This is a genomic window from Arthrobacter sp. NPDC056493, from assembly GCF_042795115.1.
Classification (GTDB): Bacteria; Actinomycetota; Actinomycetes; order Actinomycetales; family Micrococcaceae; genus Arthrobacter.
The window spans coordinates 1-21,212 of record NZ_JBHTSL010000082.1 but is presented as its reverse complement, the minus strand read 5'-3'; the positions used below and the strand labels follow the sequence as shown (position 1 = coordinate 21,212).

19 protein-coding genes, 2 tRNA genes and 1 riboswitch are annotated in these 21,212 nt (G+C 66.3%); of the genes, 2 read left to right on the top strand and 19 right to left on the bottom strand.

Annotated features, from left to right (window positions below; all coding sequences use genetic code 11):
• Nucleotides 1-103: 103 nt before the first annotated feature.
• Nucleotides 104-2,446 carry a 5-methyltetrahydropteroyltriglutamate--homocysteine S-methyltransferase gene (gene metE / locus ACFQ50_RS22780; RefSeq protein ID WP_377997876.1) on the bottom strand — a complete coding sequence of 781 codons (2,343 nt, stop codon included), beginning with the start codon at nt 2,444-2,446 and terminating at the stop codon, nt 104-106.
• A 54-nt stretch (nt 2,447-2,500) separates the two neighbouring features.
• Complete coding sequence (locus ACFQ50_RS22775) at nt 2,501-3,466, bottom strand: methylenetetrahydrofolate reductase (RefSeq protein ID WP_377997875.1); 966 nt, start codon at nt 3,464-3,466, stop codon at nt 2,501-2,503.
• 691 nt (nt 3,467-4,157) lie between these two features.
• Between ACFQ50_RS22775 and ACFQ50_RS22770 the strand changes: the two genes are divergently transcribed.
• Nucleotides 4,158-5,207 (top strand): hypothetical protein, encoded by a 1,050-nt coding sequence (locus ACFQ50_RS22770; protein WP_377997874.1) that lies wholly within the window; start codon nt 4,158-4,160, stop codon nt 5,205-5,207.
• Nucleotides 5,208-5,299: 92 nt separating this feature from the next.
• Entirely contained in the window at nt 5,300-5,497 is a 198-nt protein-coding gene (locus ACFQ50_RS22765; protein ID WP_377997873.1) for a hypothetical protein, read from the top strand.
• A 37-nt stretch (nt 5,498-5,534) separates the two neighbouring features.
• Here the strand turns inward: ACFQ50_RS22765 and ACFQ50_RS22760 are convergent, their stop codons facing one another.
• The 17 genes from ACFQ50_RS22760 to thiD form a co-directional block, all read right to left on the bottom strand.
• Nucleotides 5,535-6,788 (bottom strand): ROK family protein, encoded by a 1,254-nt coding sequence (locus ACFQ50_RS22760; protein WP_377997872.1) that lies wholly within the window; start codon nt 6,786-6,788, stop codon nt 5,535-5,537.
• 121 nt (nt 6,789-6,909) lie between these two features.
• Nucleotides 6,910-8,058 (bottom strand): class I SAM-dependent methyltransferase, encoded by a 1,149-nt coding sequence (locus ACFQ50_RS22755; protein WP_377997871.1) that lies wholly within the window; start codon nt 8,056-8,058, stop codon nt 6,910-6,912.
• A 73-nt stretch (nt 8,059-8,131) separates the two neighbouring features.
• Nucleotides 8,132-9,292 carry an NAD(P)-binding domain-containing protein gene (locus tag ACFQ50_RS22750; RefSeq protein WP_377997870.1) on the bottom strand — a complete coding sequence of 387 codons (1,161 nt, stop codon included), beginning with the start codon at nt 9,290-9,292 and terminating at the stop codon, nt 8,132-8,134.
• Between the two features lie 158 nt (nt 9,293-9,450).
• On the bottom strand, nt 9,451-10,038 hold the full coding sequence (locus ACFQ50_RS22745; RefSeq protein WP_377997869.1) for a hypothetical protein: 588 nt from the start codon (nt 10,036-10,038) through the stop codon (nt 9,451-9,453).
• Between the two features lie 275 nt (nt 10,039-10,313).
• On the bottom strand, nt 10,314-10,838 hold the full coding sequence (locus tag ACFQ50_RS22740) for a hypothetical protein (protein WP_377997868.1): 525 nt from the start codon (nt 10,836-10,838) through the stop codon (nt 10,314-10,316).
• 139 nt (nt 10,839-10,977) lie between these two features.
• Nucleotides 10,978-11,053, bottom strand: a tRNA-Ala gene (locus ACFQ50_RS22735).
• A 189-nt stretch (nt 11,054-11,242) separates the two neighbouring features.
• Nucleotides 11,243-11,315: transfer RNA gene (locus ACFQ50_RS22730), tRNA-Ala, on the bottom strand.
• 134 nt (nt 11,316-11,449) lie between these two features.
• Nucleotides 11,450-11,851, bottom strand: a complete 402-nt coding sequence (gene rsfS / locus ACFQ50_RS22725) for a ribosome silencing factor (RefSeq protein ID WP_377997867.1) — start codon at nt 11,849-11,851, stop codon at nt 11,450-11,452.
• Between the two features lie 48 nt (nt 11,852-11,899).
• On the bottom strand, nt 11,900-13,273 hold the full coding sequence (locus ACFQ50_RS22720) for a hypothetical protein (RefSeq protein WP_377997866.1): 1,374 nt from the start codon (nt 13,271-13,273) through the stop codon (nt 11,900-11,902).
• A gap of 7 nt (nt 13,274-13,280) precedes the next feature.
• On the bottom strand, nt 13,281-14,012 hold the full coding sequence (gene nadD, locus ACFQ50_RS22715; RefSeq protein WP_377997865.1) for a nicotinate-nucleotide adenylyltransferase: 732 nt from the start codon (nt 14,010-14,012) through the stop codon (nt 13,281-13,283).
• Nucleotides 13,951-14,175: a hypothetical protein gene (locus ACFQ50_RS22710; RefSeq protein ID WP_377997864.1), complete on the bottom strand. Its 225-nt coding sequence runs from the start codon at nt 14,173-14,175 to the stop codon at nt 13,951-13,953. Before ACFQ50_RS22710 ends, nadD begins: the two co-directional genes overlap by 62 nt.
• 80 nt (nt 14,176-14,255) lie before the next feature.
• Nucleotides 14,256-15,605 carry a glutamate-5-semialdehyde dehydrogenase gene (locus ACFQ50_RS22705; RefSeq protein WP_377997863.1) on the bottom strand — a complete coding sequence of 450 codons (1,350 nt, stop codon included), beginning with the start codon at nt 15,603-15,605 and terminating at the stop codon, nt 14,256-14,258.
• Nucleotides 15,606-15,631: 26 nt separating this feature from the next.
• Nucleotides 15,632-16,729, bottom strand: a complete 1,098-nt coding sequence (gene proB / locus ACFQ50_RS22700; protein WP_377997878.1) for a glutamate 5-kinase — start codon at nt 16,727-16,729, stop codon at nt 15,632-15,634.
• A gap of 64 nt (nt 16,730-16,793) precedes the next feature.
• Complete coding sequence (gene obgE / locus ACFQ50_RS22695; RefSeq protein ID WP_377997862.1) at nt 16,794-18,383, bottom strand: GTPase ObgE; 1,590 nt, start codon at nt 18,381-18,383, stop codon at nt 16,794-16,796.
• Between the two features lie 117 nt (nt 18,384-18,500).
• The gene (rpmA, locus tag ACFQ50_RS22690) at nt 18,501-18,764 is read right to left on the bottom strand and encodes a 50S ribosomal protein L27 (protein WP_003803426.1); all 264 of its coding nucleotides are present in this window, start codon (nt 18,762-18,764) and stop codon (nt 18,501-18,503) included.
• 57 nt (nt 18,765-18,821) lie between these two features.
• Entirely contained in the window at nt 18,822-19,130 is a 309-nt protein-coding gene (gene rplU / locus ACFQ50_RS22685; RefSeq protein WP_003803420.1) for a 50S ribosomal protein L21, read from the bottom strand.
• Between the two features lie 327 nt (nt 19,131-19,457).
• Complete coding sequence (gene thiD / locus ACFQ50_RS22680; protein WP_377997877.1) at nt 19,458-20,954, bottom strand: bifunctional hydroxymethylpyrimidine kinase/phosphomethylpyrimidine kinase; 1,497 nt, start codon at nt 20,952-20,954, stop codon at nt 19,458-19,460.
• Between the two features lie 75 nt (nt 20,955-21,029).
• Nucleotides 21,030-21,126: riboswitch (TPP riboswitch) on the bottom strand.
• Nucleotides 21,127-21,212 lie beyond the last annotated feature (86 nt).

Sequence of the window (21,212 nt, the reverse complement as noted above, 5' to 3'; positions counted from 1 at the left end):
TTTTTTTAATTCCACTGGTTTTGGTATTCTAAAACACTGATAAAACACCCCGGGCCCCCGACACTTTGGGGGGCGGGGCGCCGGTTCGTTCGCGCTGCTTTTGCTACTTGGCAGCTTCCAGCAGTTCCGCGCGGACCGTCCTGGTGGCCGCGACCAGGTTGCGCAGGGACTCTTCGGTCTCGGCGTAGCCGCGGGTCTTCAGGCCGCAGTCCGGGTTGACCCAGAGCTGGCGGGACGGAACGTGCTTCACGGCGGTGCTCAGCAGTTCGGTGACTTCCTGCTCGCCCGGAACGCGCGGCGAGTGGATGTCGTACACGCCGGGTCCGACGCCGCGGCCGAAGCCGTGGGACTCGAGGTCATGGACGACCTCCATGCGGGAGCGGGCTGCTTCGATCGAGGTCACGTCGGCGTCCAGGCCGTCGATCGCGTCGATGATCACACCGAACTCGGAGTAGCACAGGTGGGTGTGGATCTGCGTGGCGTCAGCCGCACCGGCGGTGGCCAGGCGGAAGGAGTTGACGGACCAGTCCAGGTACGCAGGCTGGTCGGCCTTGCGCAGCGGGAGGAGTTCGCGCAGGGCAGGCTCGTCAACCTGGATGATCTTAATGCCGGCGGCTTCAAGGTCGGCGATTTCGTCGCGCAGGGCCAGGCCAACCTGGTTGGCGGTCTCACCCAGCGGCTGGTCGTCGCGGACGAAGGACCAGGCCAGGATGGTGACCGGGCCGGTGAGCATGCCCTTCATCGGCTTGCTGGTCAGCGACTGGGCGTATTCCGCCCACGCCACCGTGATGGGGGCGCTGCGGGTGACATCGCCCCAGAGGATGGACGGGCGGGTGCAGCGTGAACCGTAGGACTGGACCCAGCCGTGGACCGTGACGTCGAAGCCTTCGAGGTTCTCGGCGAAGTACTGGACCATGTCGTTGCGCTCGGGCTCGCCGTGCACCAGGACGTCGTAGCCGAGCTCTTCCTGCAGGTCGACGACGCGCTTGATCTCGTCCTTCATGAGCTTCTCGTACTGCTCGTTGGTGAGGTCGCCCTTGTTGTTGCGGGCACGGGCCGAACGGATTTCGGACGTCTGCGGGAAGGAGCCGATGGTGGTGGTGGGCAGCGGCGGCAGGTGCAGGGCCTCTTCCTGGGCGGCTTCGCGGACCGCGTACTCGGAGCGGTTGAAGTCGGCCGGGGTCAGGGCGGCGGTGCGGGCGCGGACGTCGGCACGCCGGACACCTTCGGCGGCGGCGCGGGAAGCGATGACGCGGGTGGCCTCGTCGATGGCCGGCTGGACGGCATCGGCGTCGGTCAGCAGACCGGCGAGGGTCACAACTTCCACGGCCTTCTGGTCGGCGAATGCCAGCCAGCTGCGGAGCTGCTCGGACAGCTGGGCCTCTTCCTCGACGTCGTGCGGGACGTGCTGGGTGGAAGTGGAGGTGCTGATGGCCAGCTTGGCCACCGACTTCTGCAGCTCGGCGATCTTGTTGGCCGAGGCCTGCAGGTCATTGCGCCAGATGTTGTGGCCGTCCACGACGCCGGCCACGAGGGTCTTGGTGCCCAGCGCAGCCAGTGCCGCCGCGGAGGGAACCTCACCTTTGAAGACGTCAATGTGCAGGGCGTCGATGCCGGTAGCGGCGAGGGTGCCGAGCTGGCCGTTCAGTGCGCCGTACGGCGTGGAGACGAACAGCTGCGGGCGGCTGGCCGCAGCGGCAAGGACCTCGTACGAACGTGCAACGGCAGCCTGGATTTCCTCGGCGGAGGTGTCCTGGTCCACAACCAGGGCGGGCTCGTCCAGCTGGACCCAGCTGGCGCCGGCAGCTGCCAGCTTCCCGAGCAGCGCGGTGTAGACCGGCAGGACGTCCTCGAGGCGGGACAGCGGGCTGAAGCCGGCGGGGGCGTCGTCGGAAGCCTTGCTCAGGAGCAGGAAGGTGACCGGGCCAACGATGTATGGGCGGGTCTCCACACCGTTGGCGAGGGCGTATTCGAACTCTTCAACGATCCGGTTGGACGTGAGCGCAAAGTTGGTCTCCGGGCCGATTTCCGGCACGAGGTAGTGGTAGTTGGTGTCGAACCACTTGGTCATTTCCAGCGGCTGCTCTTCTTTGTTGCCGCGGGCCAGCGTGAAGTAGCCGTCGATGTCCAGCTGTCCCTCAGCGTTGAGGAGGTTGCCGAAACGGGCGGGAACGGCACCGACGTGGGCGGCGGCGTCGAGCACCTGGTCATAGAAGGAGAACGTGCCCGGAACCGCGGAGGCTTCGGTGAGTCCGAGGCCCTGCAGGCGCTTGGCGGTGCCCAGCTGGATTTCCTTGGCGGCGGCGTCAAGGGCAGCGGCGTCGATCTTGCCGGCCCAGTACGCTTCCACGGCCTTCTTCAGTTCGCGGCGGCGGCCAATGCGCGGGTAGCCGAGGATGGACGCGGACGGGAAGGGCGTGCTCTGCACGGGAGTCTGTTCAGTCATGTGAATTTCCTTGAATCGTTGGGAAAGCTCTGAATGTCTCGGGGAGGAGTGCGGTCAGCTGGCGAGCTGGCGCCGGGCCAGCGCGTTCAGGCGACTCGTGGAGCGGGCCGGCCGGGCGAGCGACAGCTTGTCCAGCACCTCCAGCGCGCTCTGGTGCTCGTTGAACGTGTAAATGTGGAGTCCGGGTGCACCGGCGTCCAGGGCCGCGTTGGCCAGATCCACCGTTGCGCTGACGCCGATTTGGAGCCGTTCGGCGTCGGTATCCGCCGCGGCCATCCGCTCGATGAGCTCGGGTGCGGGCTCGACGCCGGTCAGCTCGCCAAGGCGCTTGAGCCTGCGGAGGCTGGTGAGCGGCATGACACCGGGGATGATCGGGATGGTGACGCCGGCCCTGCGGGCCCTGGTGAGGAGGTCCGCATACTGGTCGGTGTGGAAGAACACCTGGGTGATCGCGAAGTCGGCACCTGACCGCTGCTTGGCGAGCAGCACCTCGACGTCATGCGCCTCGCTCGGCGATTCCGGGTGCCGCGTCGGGTAGGCCGCCACACCAACGGCAACCTTTCCGGCGCACAGCAGGGCGGAACGCCGCTGCTCCACCCGGCGGATGAGCTCAATCAGGTCCTGGGCGTAGCGCAGGGAGCCGCTGACCGGTTCGCCGCTGTCCTTGGGCAGGTCCCCGCGGAGCGCGAGGATGCCGCGGACGCCGGCGTCGAGCAGTTCACCGATGATTTCCGCGAGCTCCGTCGGCGTGTTCCCAACACAGGTCAGGTGGGCAAGCGGGCGGAGGGTGGTCTCCAGCACCAGGCGGTTGATGAGTTCGACGGCGGTGTCCCGGTTGGAGCCGCTGGCACCGTAGGTGACCGACACGTAGTCGGGGTCGGTGGCTTCCAGTTCCCGGATGGTGGTCCACAGGGTCTCGGCGGCAGCAGGCGAACGCGGCGGGAACAGCTCATAGGAGAGCGCCACCGGTGCGGTGTCGGAGAGATTTGGGTGTGTGTCTATAAGGCTTGGCGGTGACATTTGCGTCCTTGGCTATGGGCCATTGAAGGCTGCGCTGCGGTGGCGGGAAGCCCCTGCAGCATGCGGTCAATGAATTGAGTTTGGGGAACACGGGACGGACTTCGGCAGGGCGCAGCCGCGACTGTTACGCCTGTAAAGAAGTCCACCGTGAGCAAATGTCAGGCCCACATGGGGGCACCCACACCCTCCTTGGCGGCCGGCAGGCGGCTCACCGCAGCGGAGGATCGCTGACACGTTACCTCGGTAACTTGTAAAGAACTCTAGAAGCCGTCCGGGCACGCCTTCAAGTTGACGCCGAATTAAGACGCTGCTTTACGCCAGATTGGATTGCCCGTTCAGAATTATCTTCGCCCAAGGGGGCCCTGACGGTGTTTGGCCACAGCGAACCGGCCGGGCAAGGCCCCCGAGGCCCTTTTCAAACCGCGGAAATTAGTCCATCCTTTTGTCACGTCGTATCGGATTCGGCAAGGTCTCAGGTTGAGGAGGCTGGATGCTCCTTCTGGTTCTTCCTCGGTGAATCGTCCCGAGAGAACATTATCCGCGCCCATCGCACGGCCTGCGTCGCACCGTCCCGAGATTCGCCCGCTGGCAGGGCGCGGTTTGCCAGCGTTCCGCTGCGGACCGGGCACGGCACTGACGGCGCGGTGGAGTTGCTGGAAGCCAGAAATCCCCACGGCGAAAGGCCATCGAGATGTTCCAGCTTCACAAACCACCGTCCGCCCCGGGCTCCGCCCTCGTGCTCCTCCTGGCGCTGACCACCGTGACATCCTGCGCAGCGCAGAACAACACAGCTCCGCCGGCCACCTCCGGAGCCGCCTCACCGACAGCGACGTCGGCCTCGGCGACTGCTTCGGGCTCGGCCTCTGCCGGCGCGACCGGGACAGCCGGCGCGGACGAGCTCTGCGGTCCGGGGTCCGCGATCAATTTTGACATCTCCCAGTTCCAGCCGTCCCCCAACGTGGACAACAAATGGTTCCCGCTCAAGCCGGGCATGCAGTACAGCACCACGGGAGACGTCAAGAGTGCAGAAGGAGACATTAAACGTACCGTGGTGCATACGGTGACGGGACTGACCAAGGTTATCGACGGGGTAAAGACCCAGGTGATGTGGGACCGGGACTACGCCGGCGACGAGCTCGTGGAATCCGAACTTGCCTTCTTCGCCCAGACCAACAGCGGCACCGTCTGGCTCTTTGGTGAATACCCCGAGGAATATGAAAACGGTAAGTTCACCGGTGCTCCCGCCACCTTCATCCATAGCCTGGATGAGGCACAGGCCGGCATCGCCATGCAGGCAGACCCCCAGACCAGCACGCCCAGTTACGTCCAGGCCCATGCGGCGAGCGTCGACTTCCTGGACTGCGGGCAGGTCTTCAAGCAGAACGACCATGTGTGCGTCCCCACGGGCTGCTATGACGATGTGCTGGTGATTGACGAACGGAACCCGCTGGAACCGGCAGTAGGCCACCAGCGGAAGTTCTACTCGGCTGGAACGGGCCTGGTGAAGGTGACCGCTGTGGGCGGCGACAACCAGGAGACGCTGGAGCTCGCCAAGATCGAACAGCTTACCGATGCCAAGCTGAACGAAATCAACCAGGAGGCGCTCAAGCTGGACACGCATGCCTACCAGGTCAGCAAGACCGTCTACGCGAAGACGGACCAGGCTGAAGTTGCCACCGGAACGTCCGGGCCAGCCAGCAGCCCGGCTACTGATAAACCGACTGTTCAGCCCGGCTACTGATCAGCCCGAGCGTCCGGACAACGGGGAGGGGGCGTCGGCAGGCCCGCTTGGCCTCCCTCCCCTTGTCGCATGAAGAGGTCTATCCTGATGCCATGATCCAGCTACCAGCCAGTTATGAGGAATACCTCGTCGGCAAGGACCCGAGCTTCGTTGACATGGTCCGTCCGGTCCTTCTTCAGTCGGCAGCGGACCAGCTGCATGGCGTCCGGGTGCTCTTTGTTCCCCGGGGACACCAGGCACACCTCGACGACACGATTCCCTACGGGACGATCCTCGAAGACATCGACTGAGGCTTAGCCTACGGGCGGCCTTGGTCCGCTGGCAGGCTCAGCCCTCAAGAAGCAGCCGCTGGGCCCGGGGCGCAAGGGTGTGCTCAAGGACCAGGCAGGCAGCACCCACGGCTCCCACATCCTGCCCCACGCCTGTGCCCACCACTTCGACCGGGTGGATGTTGCCGGCGTCGCTGCTTTGCTGGATCAGGCCCGGGATCTTCTCCAGGTAGCGTCCGGACAGCAGCGGCCAGAAGGGCCCGCCAAATACCACACGGTCCACGTCCAGGGTGTTGGCCACCGCAGACGCCGCCCGGGCCACGAGTTCAGCGGACTTATCGATGATGGCCGCCGCTGCACTGTTTCCGGCGTCGGCAGCCTCGCAGAGCATGGCAAACCGTTCCTGGACCGCAGGGCCGCTGGTGGCCGTGCCGGGCTCAGCCAGGATGCCGGCGGCCTGGGCCTGCGCGACGAGGACCTGGGGAATGCACGTGGACTTGACGCAGCCGCGCAGCCCGCAGTCGCAGGGGGCTCCGTCCGGGTCAACGATAATGTGGCCGATCTCGCCGGCGTTGCCCGACGTGCCGCGGACCACCTCGTCATTGAGGACGATGCCGCAGCCGATGCCGGTGCCCATGTACATGAAAACAAAGCTGCCGGCACCGCTGGCCCCGCCGGCCCAGGTTTCGGCGACCGCGGCGCTGGTGACGTCCTTGTCCATCAGCACGGACAGGCCTGTGGCCTCGGCCAGCGCATCCCGCAGCGGCACACTGTCCCAGCCGTCAAGGAGCGGCGGCTCCACCACTGTGCCGTTGTCATGGTCGATGGGGCCGGGAGCCGCGACGCCCAGGCCGGCAATCTTGGCGCGGTCCACGCCCGAGGCCTCGATCAGTTTGTCGATTTCGGCGGCGATGGCGGTAATGACAGCCTCGGGCCGGGAGCTGTCCGGCGTTTTCACGCTCGAATGCTGGACCACTGCGCCCAACAGATCCAGGACGACGAACGTGGCCACGGCAGGGTCCAGGTGCACACCCACCGCATACATGCCGGCGGGATTCAGGCGAAGAATGGTCCGTGGCTTGCCGGGCCCGCTGCCCTCTTTGCCCGCCTCGACAATGAGGTTCTGGTCCAGCAGGCGGCGGGAGATGTTTGAAATGGTTTGCGGGGACAGTCCCACGATCTGGGCCAGTTCCACGCGGCTGAGCCCTGCAGCGGCACGGCGGATCGCATCAAGAATGACAGTCAGGTTGAAGTCGCCCATGCGGGGCAGGTTGGTTCCGCGCCTCGGCGAGGGCTGGCGGATCTCGGTCAAGGATTCCCCTATCATCTGCTGTTGGCCACTATCAATGTCTGAATCGTACGTTACGCCCCGGGTAACGGGTACGCCCCACGCGCACGGCGGCACTGGGTGGTTCGACGGCGGCTGTCGGCGCTCATCCGGCGGCCCGCCTGACGCTGGCGGACACGGTGAATTTGGGATTCCGGCCCCGCACCGTGGTGGGACCAACCAGCCGCTCCAGCGCCGGCACATAGCGAAGGTGGCTGTTGAATACTGTCCAGAGCTGGCCTCCGGGCGCCAGCACCCGGCCCGCCGCTTCGAAGAGCTTCAGCCCCGCGCCGGCGTGGACGCTGGAGCCGAGGTGGAACGGCGGGTTCAGGAGGATCAGGTCCGCGCTTCCGGCCGGAAGGGTGCTCATTGCATCATCCTGGACGGCCGTGATGCTGGCGGCCAGGCCGTTGGCCCGGGCAGTCGCCCTTGCCGAGGCCACAGCGGCCGCGGACCGGTCCGTGGCGATGACCCCGGCTCCGGGGTGCCGGCGCGCATACATTGCTGCCAGGATCCCGGTGCCGCAACCCAGGTCCACGGCCGTGGCGGCGGCGGGGATCTCCGGCAGGAACGACAGCAGGAAGCGGGTTCCAATATCCAGGCGGGTGCCTGCGAAAACGGCACCGTGTGCGCAGATGTCGAGATCGAGTTCGGCGTTGTGTTCCGTCACTGGGTACGGCGGGGTTGCCTCCGCCCGTTTCGGGCCGGAGGCAATGAGAAGCCGTGATTTTTGCCGGGCCAGCTGCGGCTGGACCTTACCGAAGTGCTTGCCCAGCACGGCATTCATGCCCAGTGACATGTGCTTGACCCGGCCGCCGGCAATCAGGACGGCGCCTGCAGGAGCGTGCCGGGCAACGGCGTCGCAGATCTCCTCGAGTTCGGCGAGCGTCCTCGGAAGCTGCAGCAGCACCAGGTCCGCGCCGGTCAGCAGTTCGGCGCCGAGCGGCAACGGGGCAAAGCCTGCCGCAACTCCCAGCGCTGCCGCATTGTTGCGGAGCGCCCGCTCCCCCGTAACCAGGTCCTGGTGCACCTTCACCTCGGCCGGCACCTGGCCGGCACCGCCGGCCAGCAGCCCGAGCGTGAGCGCCCCGTAGTTGTCCCCGATGACGGCAACCGTGCTGTCCGGGGTGAGCAGACCCGACGCCGCCTCCAGGAGGAGCGAGTCGGTGGCGTCCCACGCCTGAAGGTTGGCGGCCTCGACATCCGGGTGCCTTCGAAGCAAGCCCAGTACCTGGCCAAGACCGTTTTCAGTCACGTGTTGCCGCCGCCTCTTCCTTGCTTGTTGCCGGTTGCTTACGTTACCGGGGCAGAAATCCGCCTGTGCAAATCTACCGTGGATCCGTCGCGCCCGCGGGGGCCGCCAGGAGTTGGAGGATTTCCGTCACCGCGGCACGGCCTGCGCGGTTTGCGCCGATGGTGGACGACGACGGGCCGTAGCCCACCAGATGCACCCGGGGCTCCGCCGCCACCTGGGTTCCTTCCATGGCGATCCCGCCGCCTGGTCCCCGCAGATGCAGCGGCGCCAGATGTTCCAGTTCGGCACGGAAGCCGGTGGCCCACAGGATCACGTCCGCCGCGAGGAACCCGCCGTCCGCCAGCCGGACGCCGCCGGGTTCTATCGCGGTGAACATCGGCCGCCGGTCCAGCACGCCGCGCGCGGCTGCCGCCCGGAGCGCCGGAGTCCAGATGAGCCCGGTAGCCGCCACGACGCTTTGCGGCGGCAGTCCCTGCCGTACGCGGTCTTCCACGAGGGCGACGGCGGCGTGCCCGGCCTGCCGGTCGAACCCCTCCCGCCATACCGGCTCCCGGCGCGTGAACCAGCTCGTCCAGGTGACCTTGGAGATTTCGTCCAGCAGCCCGACGGCGGAAATCCCGCCGCCCACAACGATGACGTGCAGGCCCCGGAACTCCTCCGCGGACACATAGTCAGCCACATGCAACTGACGGCCCCCGAACGTGAACTGGCCCGGATAGATCGGCCAGAACGGCCTGGTCCAGGTTCCGGTGGCGTTGATGACCGCTCGGGCCGTCCAACCGCCGTCGGACGTGGTGATCTTTAGCCGCCCGCCCGGATCAGCATCTTCGCGTTCGACGGCGAGCACCTTGACGGGCCGTTCGACGGCCAGGCCGACCTGCCGTTCGTAGGCGGCGAAGTAGCGGCTGAGGAAGGCGGAACTCGGCTCTGTTGGGTCGACGTCCGGCTGCGGTATTCCGGGAAGGTCGCTGATGCCGTTCACCGTGGCCATCAGCAGGCTTTTCCAGCGGTGGCGCCACGCTCCGCCGGGCCCGTCCTCGGCGTCCAGCACCGCGTAGGTCCGTCCCGGACCGGCTGCCGTCGCTGGCTGCTCCATGTCCGCCGGCTGTCCTCGGGCCGGGGCGGGGGTAAAGCCACGGCGGGCCAGGTGGAAGGCGGCAGAAAGACCTGCCTGCCCGGCGCCGATGACCACGACGTCGGCGTTCCGGGTCGTGTCACCGCCCAAAAGTGTCACCGCCCAAAAGTGTCACCGCCCAAAAGTGCCGCTCCCCCGGCTCGTTATCCGCTCCACGTGTACATCCTAGGCGCCGTCCGACCCAGGCACATGGAAGGTCCTCCTGGACGCCAAGGTGCAGGAGGACCTTCCATGCTGTTGGTTGGTTGTCTCGTTTCTCAGTCGTCGCTGCCGTGGCCGCCGCTGCCACCGCTGTCGTCGCCGGGCTCAGCGGCCTTCCGGTCCCCGCCCTTGTCGTCGCCGGCCTCGGGAGTCGTCCGCAGTCCACCGTGGTCGTCACCGGGTTCCGCAACCCGAGCCTGGTCTGAGCGGAGACCGCCGTTGTCGTCGCCGGGCTCCGGGGTGGTCCGGAGTCCTCCTTTGTCGTCACCCGGTTCAACGGAGGCGGAACCGCTGCCGGCGGGATTCTCCGCCGGCGCTGCCGCGGTTCCGCCGTTGTCGTCGCCGGACTCTGTGGCGGTCCGCTGGCCTCCCTTGTCGTCACCCGCTTCGGCAGGCTTGGACGACTTCTTGGCCGCTGATGCCTTGTTGTCGTCGGCTTGTGTGTCATCAGTTGTCTTTGCAGTGGCCGTGCCGGAGCCTACGGCGGGGGTTCTGGTGGCCGAGTCGTCCGTTACGAGGACGCTCGGCGCGTCGTCACTGGAATGCGCGCCCGAGTTGCTCAGCGTCTGGGTGGCGGCGAAGGCGGTACCTCCGGTGAGGAGGATGCCGGCGATGGATAGTGCAAGGGCTGCTTTTGTTTTCATGGCTCCACAGTAGAAATTCGACGTCGAGGATGGGTGCAGAGGAAATCCAAGACTTGTCCAAGGTTGCCCTCGCGGTTTTCCCTATCCCGAACCGCCCTCCCGGGTCCCACCAGTCAGGCAGGAGAGTGAAGGCACGACAGGGCAGGCCGGTACGACAGGGCAGGCAGGGCGCAGGGAACTGTGCGCAGGAAAGGGTGCATTAGCAGCAGCAAACGCAGGCCCGACGCCGCTGATCCGCCGTCAGTGATCAGTCGCCGGTGTTCCGTCGCCGGTGTTCAGTCGTCGGCGCCGTGGCCGCCGCTGTCATCGCCTGGCTCCGGCGCCTTGCGGAGTCCGCCCTTGTCGTCTCCGGGCCCAGCAGGGACCACGCCGCCCGTGGCAGGGGCGGGTTGAACGGTCACCGCTCCGCCGGCCGACCCGCCGCCGGGGCCCGATGACGACGGTGCAGTTGCGGAACCGCCGACAGTCCCGGGCGCAGTTGCCGGGGCGGACTTCGCCGGATTGGCTTTGGCCGCATTTGATGCCGTTGCACCGGATTGTGCGGAGCCGGGCCTTGCGGGGCTGGATTTCGCCGGAGTGGCCGTTTTCTGTGCGCCGGCCGGCGCGCCTGTCGCAGGTGGCGAGGCCTTCGGACCCGCGGTGGTGCCAGGAGGCACGGAACCGTTCGGCAGGAGGACTACATTGGCGTTTCCGGTGCCGGTGGGCGAAACGCTGAGCACCTGTGTATTGACGGCAAGGGCCGCCGAGCCCGCTGCGAGTATCCCTGCAACGGACAGCACCAGGGCCGCTCCCGTTTTCATGGCTCCACTCTAGAGGCAAAGCGGGAAAGACGTGCCCAATGAATATCCAAGATTCGTCAAAGATTCGCGGCACCGGCAGCGCGGGCTTTAACGGAAAAAGCCGCCGGGTCATGGTTTGTTCCATGATCCGGCGGCTACTTGGTGGAGCTGAGGGGACTCGAACCCCTGACCCCCTGCATGCCATGCAGGTGCGCTACCAGCTGCGCCACAGCCCCAAGCCGTTTCTCCGGAATCTTTGCGATTTCCCGAAGCAACCCGACCAGCGTAGTCCAGAAACTGCCAAGATGCGAATCGACGCCACGTGGCGTCCGTCACGTTCCCGGCGGGCCGGAAAAGCCGTCTGAATGCTGCTTTCGGGCAAACAAAAATCCGCCGGAATCTAACGATTCCGGCGGATTATCCGGTGGAGCTGAGGGGACTCGAACCCCTGACCCCCTGCATGCCATGCAGGTGCGCTACCAGCTGCGCCACAGCCCCGTATTCTTGCTGCTTCGGACCTTCGGCTCAGGGCCGTTGGAATCCGTTCTTTTGTCCGGATCTCTCCGAAGCAACTCAAATATCTTAGAACAGCGTTTCCGAAAATTCCAAATCGGGCATATTCGGTCGCTGGCCTACTCCTGCTCGGCGGCAGCACCGGCCTTTGCCGAGGCGTCGTCTCCCAGCTGCAGATCCACTACCGGGCAGTCCTTCCAGAGACGCTCCAGGGCATAGAAGACGCGGTCCTCCTCGTGCTGAACGTGGATGACGACGTCGGCGTAGTCGAGCAGGACCCAGCGGCCGGCAGAACGGCCTTCCCGGCGGACCGGGCGGAGGTCCTGCTTGATGAGTTCCTCCTCAATGCCATCGACGATGGCGTTGACCTGGCGTTCGCTGGGTGCCGAGGCAATGAGGAACACGTCCGCCAAGGCCAGGCGTTCGCTGACGTCGAGGGCGACGATGTTTTGGGCGATCTTGTCCGCCGCGGCCCTGGCTGCGTGCCGGGCTATGGTGACGGACGATTCGGATGCGGTCACGGGACTCCTTGTGGTGATGAAAAGCGTAGGTGGTGGGACTGAATGAAGTCAGCGTGAAAGGCCGCTGATGATCATGATGACGCCGGCAGCGAGGGCGATGGCGCCGAGCGCCAGGACGCCGAGCTGGATCAGCCGCAGCCGGTTGGCCCGGGCGAGTCCGGCCGTCGCTGCGTCCAGGGGTTCCAGCCCGTAGGCGGACTTGGCAGACACCGGCGGCAGAGCCGTGACGTCTTCGCCGGACTCTTCGGTCCAGGCATTTTGGCGGCTGCTGGCCGGAGGCGCAGCTGCCGAGCGCGCCGCGGCTTCCGCCCGGGCGATGACTCGCGACCGCCCGCTGGACGGCGCGCCCGAGCGGGACGCCTTGGCGGCCCGGTTGCCCCGGGCCGGGACACGCGGTCCGGGGTTGGTCACCAGGGGAACATGCGAGGTGGCCGGCCGCTTCATGACGGGGCGGTCGACGCCGGGCACCTGTTCAAATTCCAGCGGCGTCACCATGGCGAGATTGCTGGCGGTGGACGGACCATTCTGTCCGCTCTGCTGCGGCGTGTTTTGTTCAGCAAGCTTCTGCTTGGCCCTGGCCCGCTTGTTGAGCACGGCGGCCCGCTCGGCCAAGGCAATCTGCTGGGCCAGGATTTCAGGATCTACTGCTTCAGGGTCGGTCGCCGCGATGTGCTCCATCTTGGCGATCTGATTCTTAGCCTGTTCCGCGAGGAGAGCACGCGCCTCCAGGGCCTGCTCCACCGTCATGCCCTCGGGCAGCTCGTCCCCCGCCGGCTTCCCGGGCCGTGGTCCGGGACCGCTGGAGGGCTGACCGGCCGGCTTGGATGCAGTGGCCGGGTTGCCGGCCATACCGGACGAAGAGTCAGGCGAAGAAGCGGGCGATTTCCCGGTGGAGGCACCGCCGTCGGCCGGCTGCACGACGGGCATTGCCGAAGTAACGGCCTGTTCCTTGAGTTGCATCAGCCGCAGCTGGCGGCGCGTGGGCGGACCACCGCCGGCAAGCTGCTCTTCCTTTTCGGCAAGCTCCTTGATGGTCCGCAGGGCCGCCCTGTCGCGGGCACGGATTTGTGACGAGCGCTCAGCGGCTGAACCGGCCGGAGCGGAGTCAACGGGGCCCGGCGCTACCCGGCGCACGCGCCCGGTGGCATCTTCCTGCCCGCTGTCTGCGGCGACACGCGAAGCGTCAGTCTTGTCCGCGCCTACGGAAGCGGACGCCCCGGGGCTTGCCGCGGCCTGGCCCGCGGGGGCCGGACGCTTCGAAGCAGGCGGATTTGAGGCGGGACCTTTTGAAGCAGGTGGTTTCGAGGCAGGGGCTGACTCGCCGGCACCCGGAGGGGCGGCGTTCCGGTTCGTGGCCGAGGCTTCATCCCGGGCCTTGCGCAGTTCCCGGCGGCTGCGGATCGGTTGCTGTTCCTGACTCATCTCAAACTCATTCAGTGCTGGCTGGATCGTTTGTCTCGGTAGTTTCGGAGCTGCTGTTCCCGGCCGGTGCGGCGTAGAGCCCGTATTTAGCGATGTACTGCACCACACCATCCGGCACCAGGTACCAGACGGGGTTGTGGGCGGCAACGCGGGCGCGGCAGTCGGTTGAGGAGATCGCCATCGCGGGGACCTCGAGCAGGCTGACGTCCTTGCGGCCCATGCCGTCGAGTTCATGGCCCGGCCTGGTAACTCCCACGAAGTGGGCCAGGGACCACAGCTCGTCTATGTTCTTCCACGACAGAATTTGCGCCAGGGCGTCAGCGCCGGTGATGAAGAACAGGTCCGCGTCGGGCCGTTGGGTCCGCAGGTCGCGGAGGGTGTCGATGGTGTACGTGGGGCCGGGACGGTCCACATCCACGCGGCTGACGGTAAACCGGGGGTTCGACGCCGTGGCAATCACCGTCATCAAATAACGGTGTTCGGGCTCACTGACCTTCTTGCTGGACTTCTGCCACGGCTGGCCTGTGGGCACGAATACGACTTCGTCGAGTCCGAACTTGGCAGCCACCTCGCTGGCGGCCACAAGGTGGCCGTGATGGATGGGGTCGAACGTTCCGCCCATCACGCCCAGCCGCAGCCGGCGCTGCGTATCCTTGTGGTGCAGTGCGGCGGAAATCTTAGTGGCCCTGGCCGTGGTCGTGCTTGTTGGGGTGCTGGCGGTGCGGGTCTGCGTGCTCATCAACTGCGGTGTGGCGCTTGCCCAGGTTGCCGTAGGAGAGGGTGACGAACATCAGCACCACGAAGATGGAAAACATCGAGAGGCCGAAGACCCATGGCTCGGCCCACAGGGGCGCCCTCTCCTCGTGTTCGGCAACTGACGCGGCAATCTGCTGGAGCAGCATTTTCTCCCCTAGGAATAAAAAGGATGACGACGGCGGAAATTCCCGCCGGTCCGGACTTCTTTACTAATGTTACCGCTATGTCAGGAGCGGACTTGGCCCTCGCCCTGGACAATCCACTTCGTGGTTGTCAGCTCGGTCAGGCCCATCGGGCCGCGGGCGTGAAGCTTCTGCGTGGAGATGCCCACCTCGGCACCCAGGCCCAGCTCGCCGCCGTCGGTAAACCGCGTGGACGCGTTCACGATGACTGCAGCGGAATCGATTTCCGCGATGAAGCGCTCAGCGTTTCGCAGGTCGTTGGTCAGGATGGCTTCGGTGTGACCCGTCGACCATGTCCGGATGTGCTTCACGGCGTCGTCCAGGCTGTCCACCATGGCCACGGCCAGGTCCAGGTCCATGTACTCGGTGGCCCAGTCGTCATCAGTGGCCGGCAGGGACTCAACCGATGCGGGGAGCGCTGCCCGGACGCGGTCATCGGTGTGCAGCCTGACGCCCGCCTTGGTCAGTGCCGCCGCGACGGCTGGGAGGACTGTGGAGCCGGAGTGCACCAGCAGCGTCTCCACCGTGTTGCACACGCTGGGGCGCTGTGTCTTGGCGTTGAGGAGGATCTCCACCGCCATGTCTTCACTGGCTGACTCGTCGATGAAGATGTGGACATTGCCCTCGCCGGTCTCGATGACCGGCACGGAGGAGTTGTTGACGACGGTCTGGATCAGTTCGCGGCCGCCGCGGGGAATCAGCACGTCGACGCGCCCGCGGGCACGCATGAGCACGTTGGCGCCCTCGCGGCCGTACTGGTCCACGGTCTGCACGGCATCCGCCGGCAGGCCCACGGATTCCAGTGCATCGCGCAGCACGCGGATAAGTGCCTCATTGGTGGAGGCTGCCGCCGAACCGCCGCGGAGAATCACGGCGTTGCCGCTCTTGAGCGCCAAGCCGGCGATGTCCACTGTTACGTTGGGACGGGCCTCGTAAATGGCAGCCACAACGCCCATGGGGACGTTGACCTGGCGCAGGCGCAGGCCGTTGGGAAGGGTCTGTCCGCGCACCACATTGCCCACGGGATCGGGCAGCCCGGCCAGGTTCTCCAGGGCGGCGGCGAGGGCGGCAATGCGGGTGTCGCTGAGGGTCAGCCGGTCCAGGAGGGCGGCAGAGGTGCCGTTGGCGCGGCCCGCTTCCACGTCTTTGGTGTTGGCGGCGAGGATCTGCTGCCTGTTCGCGAGCAGTGCGCTGCCGATGGCGCGCAGGGCCTTGTCCTTCCAGGCACGGTTGGCGCGGCCCATGCTGCGGGCGGCCTGGCGGGAACGGTCGGCGATCGCGTAGACGGCCGCCTCGACGTCAGCCGGGGTGGGCTGGCTGTCTGCCGGCAGGGTGGGGACCGTCGTAGCGTCGTTGGATGTCTCAGCTGCTTGGTTCATCAGTGCCTCAGTCATCATTCAAGTCTAGGCGAGTCCGGCGCCTAGACCAGAACCAGGTCGTCAACGTGAACAACTTCACGGTCGAATCCGCGGCCCAGGGCCTCGCCCAGCTCCACGGTGGACCGTCCGAGCATCTGCGGCAGTTCGGCCGCGGAGTAGTTCACCAGGCCCCGGGCGACGACGGTACCGTCCGGGGAGACCATTTCGACGGCGTCACCGCTTTCGAAGCTGCCGTCGACGGAGGTGATGCCGGCGGGCAGGAGCGAGGTGTGGTTGTCCCGCACGGCCCGGACGGCGCCGGCGTCAAGGAACAGCCGGCCCTGAACGTGGGCCAAATGGGCGAGCCACATCATCCGGACGGACTTGCGTGCGCCGTTAACGGTGAACCAGGTTCCAACGTCATCACCGGCCAGCGCCGCTGCGGCGTTCGAGGTGGACGTGACGAGCGCCGGGATGCCCGAATCCGCGGCCATGAGGGCCGCCTCCACCTTGGTCTGCATGCCGCCGGTGCCCACGCCGGCCTTGCCGGTCTTGCCGATGGAGACGCCGTCGAGGTCTTCCGGACCGTCCACTTGGGGAATCCGCTTGGCGCCCTGGGCGGGCGGGCCGTCATACAGGGAGTCGACGTCGGACAGCAGCACCAGCGCGTCGGCGCGCACAAGGTGTGCCACGAGGGCTGACAGGCGGTCGTTGTCGCCGAAACGGATCTTGTGGGTGGCGACGGTGTCGTTCTCGTTGACGACTGGTACGACGCCGAGATTCAGGAGCCGGTTGAGGGCACGGAATGCATTCTGGTGGTGGCTGCGCCGCATGAGGTCGTCGGCGGTGAGGAGCACCTGGCTGACCGTGACGCCGTGGGCGGCAAAGGCGTGCGTGTACCGTGCCATCAGCAGGCCCTGCCCCACGCTGGCCGCGGCCTGCTGCGTGGCGAGGTCCCGGGGACGCTTGGCCAGGCCCAGGGGCGCGAGACCGGCCGAAATGGCACCGGAAGAAACGAGGATGATCTCGGTTCCCGCATTGCACTTGGCGGCCAGCACATCCGAAAGCCCGGTGAGCGCCTCCTCCGATATTCCGCCCTTGATGCTGGTAAGGGACGACGATCCTACTTTGACCACAATGCGGCGCGCCCTGGCGAGCATGCTGCGGTCGTCGATCTTGGGTTCCTCTATGACAACTGCGGAAGTATCGGTCACGTGTGCGGGTTCACTCCTCATGTTCGGTGTTAAGTCCGCTCTCCTTGAGGGGCCGGGCAGCCCGGCGCGCGCTGACGGACTCGGTCCAGATGCCGGCTTTGCGTTCGGCTTCCAGCTCGGCCCGCGCCGCTGCCTTCGCGTCGCGGCGTTCGATCTGCTCTTCGCGCTTCTGGCTGCGGGTAGGACGGTCTCCGATATCTGCGAACCGGACGTCCGTGCCGCGCGGCGAAGCCAGCAGCTCGGCACCAGCCATCATGGTCGGCTCCCAGTCGAACACCACGCCGTCGTCCTCACCGATCACCACGGTGTCGCCGGGCTTGGCGCCCTGCTTGAACAGCTCGGTTTCGACTCCAAGCTTGGCCAGGCGGTCGGCAAGGTAGCCAATGGCTTCCTCGTTGGTGAAGTCCGTCTGCTTGACCCAGCGCACGGGCTTCTCGCCCAGAACGCGGAACAGCGGCTCCAGGTTTTTCTCCTCGCGGCGGATCCGGAAACCGGTCTCGTTGACGGCGCGGGGCCGAAGTACCGGTGCGTGCACCTTCGGTGGCGTGGCTTCGACGCTGTCGCGGGCAGCCTTGACGATCTCTGCCATGGCGAAGCCAAGCTGGCGCAGGCCCTCGTGGCTCGTGGCTGAAATTTCGAAGACACGGTAGCCGCGGGACTCCAGCTCCGGCCGGACGAACTCGGCCATGTCCTTGCCGTCCGGCAGGTCCACCTTGTTCAGTGCCACCAGCCGGGGCCGGTGATTGAGCGGAACAACTTCGCCGTTCGTACCAGCGTAGCTCGAGTCCACCGCGTACTTTTCGAGCTCGGTTTCGATAATTGCGAGGTCGGAGAGCGGATCTCGGTCAGATTCCAGCGTACCGCAGTCCAAAACGTGCACCAAAGCCGCGCAGCGCTCGACGTGGCGGAGGAAGTTGTGGCCCAGGCCCTTGCCTTCGCTGGCGCCCTCGATGAGTCCCGGAACGTCGGCAATGGTGAAGCGGACGTCGCCGGCCTGGACTACGCCAAGGTTCGGGATGAGAGTAGTGAAGGGGTAGTCGGCGATCTTCGGGCGGGCGGCAGACATGGCCGCGATCAGGCTCGACTTGCCGGCGGAGGGGAAACCCACCAGGGCAATGTCGGCGATCGACTTCAGCTCCAGGACAATGTCACTGGCGTCACCCTCGATCCCGAGCAGCGCGAAGCCTGGCGCCCGGCGCTTCTGCGAAGACAGCGCCGCGTTGCCCAGGCCGCCCAGGCCGCCGGAGGCCGCGATGAACTCAGTGCCTTCGCCGACGAGGTCAGCCAGGACCTTACCGTCCTTGGTCTTGACGACCGTACCTTCCGGAACGGGCAGGACCAGCGTTTCGCCGTTCTTGCCGCCGCGCCAGTCGCCCATGCCGGGGCCGCCGTTCGTGGCGTGCCGGTGCGGGGCGTGGTGGTAGTCCAACAGCGTGGTGGTCTGTGCGTCGACGCGCAGGATGACGTCGCCCCCGTCGCCGCCGTTGCCGCCGTCGGGCCCGCCGAGCGGCTTGAACTTCTCACGGTGAACGGAGACACAGCCGTGGCCGCCGGTACCGCCGGATACGTGCAGTACTACCCGGTCTACAAAGCTCGCCACGTGAATCTCCTCTATTGCTTAATCCGGCCGTCCTGGACGTCCAAATCGATTGTAATGCGGTTAAAAGAACAGTGGAGCGAGCCATCATGGCCCGCTCCACCGGTTCAGAACTTGTTGTTACTCTGCAGCTGCAGCAGCAACGATGTTGACGACCCGACGGCCGCGGCGTGTGCCGAATTCAACGGCACCTGCCTGCAGAGCGAACAGGGTGTCGTCGCCGCCACGGCCAACGCCCGCACCGGGGTGGAAGTGGGTGCCGCGCTGGCGGACGATGATTTCGCCAGCGGAAACTACCTGGCCGCCGAAGCGCTTGACGCCGAGGTACTGGGCGTTGGAGTCACGACCGTTGCGAGTGGAGCTCGCGCCTTTTTTGTGTGCCATTTGAAATGCCTGCCTTTAATTCTGAGACTGCGGGGAACCTGGTCAGTAACCGGTGGGTTACTTGATGCCGGTGATCTTGACCTTGGTCAGTTCCTGACGGTGACCCTGGCGCTTCTTGTAACCGGTCTTGTTCTTGAACTTCTGGATGACGATCTTCGGACCACGGAGGTCCTGGAGGATCTCAGCCGTAACAGTTACCTTGGCCAGGTCCGCAGCTGCGGAGGTGACCTTGTCACCGTCCACCAGGAGCAGTGCGGGCAGCTCAATGGTGCTGCCAGCTCCACCGGCGACGCGGTTCAGGGTAACGAAGTCTCCAACGGAAACCTTCTCTTGGCGGCCGCCTGCGCGGACAATCGCGTACACCACTTGGGAACTCACTTCTCTCGACGTTTATTACTAAATTTGCGTGCGGAACCCGGGTCCGGAAATTGGCCTGGTTCTCGCTGTGCCTCAACGCCGTGGATTGCCCGGGGGAACCCGTGAGCTATCCCAGGAATTAGTCCGAGTGGACGATCCCGGGTCATAACCCAAGTGTTGGCGTAAGCACCGAAGATCCAGAATACGCTAATTCCGTCGTCGGCCGCAAATGAGGCTGGCACCGGCGGGTCGTCCGTGATAGCCACCACAGGGGCGCTGTTCCGGACATCCAATGCCGTGCGCGACTATCTTACCGGGCTCGGCGCCCGCTTCCGTTCAGCTGTGTCGGCTCGGCGCGTCGAAGAATTCCGCCTCGTACCGGCAGGACTGCCGGAATGCGGTAATCATCGCTTCGCGCTCCCCCGCGGACGCGGCCCGGCCAGCGCCGTCGGCGATTTCGATGGCCTGCAGCGTGGCGGCAGCGAACTCCTCGTCGGCGTACGTCCGCAGCCACTCGGCGTACGGGTGCCCGGCCTGCGCCCCGGCAGCCAGGTATTCGGCGTGCAGGGTCTCCCCCACCTCGGCGTACAGCCAGAAGCAAGGAAGGACCGCGGCGACCAGCACCGCGTAGCTGCCGCCCGCCGAGGCCGCCAGCAGATGATCGACGTAGGACTTCGTGACGGGGCCCAACTCCGTCTGCACGGCGCGCGTGCTGAGCCAGTTGCGGTGCAGTTCCGATTCAACCTCCAGACATTGCTGGGCGGAGCGCGCCCAGAACAGCTGCTCGGACTCGGTTGGTGCCAGCGCGCTGGCCCTGGCCAGGACGCGGGAGTAGCCGTTGAGGTAGATGGCATCCTGTGCGAGGTAGTACGCGAATTCCTTCTCCGCCAGGGTGCCGTCGGCCAGGCCACGGATGAAGCCGAGGCCATAGATGGCGTCCAGGTCTGCAACAGTCTCTGCGCGCAGCAGTTCCGCGAACCCGCCCTGAGGTTCGGGCTGGGCCAGGTGGTGGAAGTGGTTGATCGGCCCGTTGCCGGTGCCGACTTCAAGCTGCCCGGACGTGCGGAGGGCTCCGGCCAGCCAGGGCTTGACCACCCGCAGTGCCGCTTCCCAGTCGCCCAGCCGAGCCTGAGCCGTGGCCATGGCCGAGGACAGCGAGCACCCGGTGCCGTGGCTGTTGCGCGTGCTGATCCGCTCGCCGGCAACCTCCACCACCTCCGCCGACAGCAGCCCGGCAGTATTCACGAGGGCATCCGGGCAGGTTGAGCCGTTCAGGTGGCCGCCCTTGACGAGGACCGTGGCACCGGTCTGCTCCGCCAGCCGCCTGCCCTGCTCCAGGGCGGCTGCCCAGTCCTCGGCTTCCGGTTCCCCGAGCAGCATGGCAAGTTCGGGAAGGTTGGGGGTGACCAGATGCGCCAGCGGCAACAATCTCCGGAGAGCTGCTTCCGCAGCCTCCTGAAGGAGGCGGTCACCGCTGGTGGCCACCATCACCGGATCCAGAACCACGACGCCGGGCCGCACCTCTTCGAGCCAGCTGCGGACTGCGGCAATCACCTGTTCATCGCCCAGCATGCCGATCTTCACGGCGTCCACGTGGATGTCGTCGCTGACAGCCTCGAGTTGCGCTGACAGGAAGGAAGCCGGTGGAACGTGCACGCCCCGCACGCCGGTGGTGTTCTGGGCGGTGAGGGCGGTTATTGCGGCCATCCCGTAGCCGCCGTGGGCCGCGATGCTTTTCAGGTCGGCCTGGATGCCTGCACCGCCGGACGGATCCGACCCGGCGATGGCGAGGACCCGGGGAACCTCGCGGGACGTCGGAACGGCCGCCGGCACGGTTTCCCGGAGTGAGTCGGCGCCAGCCGCGGGTGCGGGCAGGAGTGATGCTGATGACAGTGCTGATGACAGTGCTGATGACAAGGAGGACATCCCTTCGCCGGTGCTAACCGGACAGGTTCAACGGGTTTGGATCTCAGCCGGCCCGTGCGCGGCACCCCGTGTCAGTCCTCCAGCCTAGCGGTTGGACCGGCGTCGGGCATCGAATTTGACGTTTGCGACAGGCTCTCTCGGGCGCCTAGCCAAAAGGTCCGGCAC